The organism is Streptomyces sp. HSW2009 (assembly GCF_040240285.1).
Taxonomy (GTDB): domain Bacteria; phylum Actinomycetota; class Actinomycetes; order Streptomycetales; family Streptomycetaceae; genus Streptomyces.
Map to the genome: position 1 here is coordinate 1 of NZ_JBEHZD010000876.1, position 2,090 is coordinate 2,090.

General features: G+C 74.9%; 2 protein-coding genes. Both read left to right on the forward strand.

Going from position 1 to position 2,090, the window contains the following annotated elements; translation table 11 throughout:
- Positions 1-768 (forward strand): uroporphyrinogen-III C-methyltransferase (gene cobA, locus AAHZ94_RS33140; RefSeq protein WP_349997409.1); only part of this gene is annotated, 768 nt, incomplete at its 5' end.
- Positions 769-861: 93 nt separating this feature from the next.
- Positions 862-1,680, forward strand: coding sequence for a TrmH family RNA methyltransferase (locus AAHZ94_RS33145; protein ID WP_349997410.1), 819 nt, complete (start codon positions 862-864; stop codon positions 1,678-1,680).
- The last annotated feature ends 410 nt before the right edge of the window (positions 1,681-2,090 follow it).

Consider the following 2,090-nt stretch of genomic DNA (forward strand, 5'->3'; position numbering starts at 1 on the left):
CTTGCCGAACACGTGGTGGCCGACAGCGTTCTGGTGCCCGGCGTGGCCCTGGTCGGCGGCGGCCCCGGCGACCCCGACCTGATCACCGTGCGCGGCCGGCGGCTGCTGGCCGCGGCCGACGTGGTCATCGCCGACCGGCTCGGCCCGCGCGACCTGCTGGCCGAACTGCCGCCGCACGTCGAGGTGATCGACGCGGCGAAGATCCCGTACGGCAGGTTCATGGCCCAGGAGGCCATCAACCAGGCGCTCATCGACCACGCCAGGGCGGGCAAGGCCGTGGTGCGGCTCAAGGGCGGCGACCCGTTCGTGTTCGGCCGGGGCATGGAGGAGGCCGAAGCGCTCGCGGCGGCCGGCATCCCGTGCACCGTGGTGCCCGGCATCTCCAGCTCCATCAGCGTCCCGGGCGCGGCCGGCATCCCCGTCACGCACCGCGGCGTCGCCCATGAGTTCACCGTGGTCAGCGGCCATGTGGCACCCGATGACCCGCGCTCCCTGGTGGACTGGTCCGCGCTCGCCACGCTGCGCGGCACCCTCGTCCTGCTGATGGCCGTGGAGAAGATCGGCGCCATCGCCGCCGCCCTCATCGCCCACGGCCGCCCGGCCGACACGCCCGTCGCCATCGTGCAGGAGGGCACCACGGCCGCCCAGCGCCGGGTGGACGCGACGCTCGACACCGTCGGCGAGGTCGCCAAGGCCGAGGGCGTACGGCCGCCGGCCGTCATCGTGATCGGCGCCGTGGTGGCCGTCGGCCCGGACCAGCAGCCCTGACCGGCGGGCCTGGCCAACAGCCCTGACCCGCGGGCCGCAGCCGACCCGCACCCCCCGCCGTACGCCCCGACCCAGACAAGGCAGCATCAGCACGTGGCCGAACCCCTCACCATCGACGACCCGGCCGACCCGCGACTGGCCGACTACACCGGCCTGACCGACGTCGAACTGCGCCGCCGCCGCGAACCCGCCGAAGGGCTCTTCATCGCCGAGGGCGAGAAGGTCATCCGCCGGGCGCTGGCGGCGGGGTACGGCATGCGTTCCATGCTGCTTTCGGCGAAGTGGATCGACGTCATGCGCGACGTCATCGACGAGGCGCCGGCCCCGGTGTACGCGGTCGATCCGGCCCTCGCCGAGCAGGTGACGGGCTATCACGTACACCGCGGCGCGCTCGCCTCGATGGCCCGCAAGCCGCTGCCGGACGCCGCCGAACTGCTGGCCGACGCGCACCGGGTGGCCATCCTCGAAGCGGTCAACGACCACACCAACATCGGCGCTGTGTTCCGCAGCGCGGCGGCCCTCGGCATGGACGCGGTGCTGCTCTCGCCGGACTGCGCCGATCCGCTCTACCGACGCTCCGTCAAGGTCTCCATGGGCGCCGTGTTCTCCGTGCCGTACGCCCGGCTGGAGAACTGGCCGCGGGACCTGGCCCGGGTCCGCGAAGCGGGCTTCGACCTGCTCGCCCTGACCCCCGACGCGCAGGCCGTCTCCATCGACGAGGCGGCCCCGCACCGGCTCGACCGCGCCGCCCTGCTGCTCGGCGCCGAGGGCAGCGGCCTGACCCGGCACGCCCTGGCCGCCGCCGACTCCTGGGTGCGCATCCCGATGGCGCACGGCGTGGACTCGCTCAACGTCGGCGCGGCGGCGGCCGTCGCCTTCTACGCGGTCACCGCGGGCCGCCCGACCGCCTGACCCGGCGCCCGCCAGCACCTACGCCCCGACCGCACCGGCGCCCCCGCGTTCCGCCATGCCCCGCGCGCGGGTTGCCGGGAGCGTGAGGCGTACGAGAGGTACGAGGACTTGGCACGCCCACAGGCGCCGGGCACGGTCACGTGCACCGGGCACGGCCACGCGTTCTGAACCCGCCGCGGAAGGTGGCGCTGCGAAGGGTGGCGCGGCGTCAGCCCGCACTGTGCGAAGTGCTCACAGGGCCTGGGCCACCGCGATGCCCACCGCCACGAGCAGGGTCACCACCACAAAAACGATCAGCCGCTGACGGAGCATGCGGCGCCGGGAGTCGGTCGGCCGCCGACCGGTGCTCGGCCCGCGGCCCGCGGTGCGGCCGTCGGGGCGGCCACCGGAGCGCCCGGGACGCGCGGAAC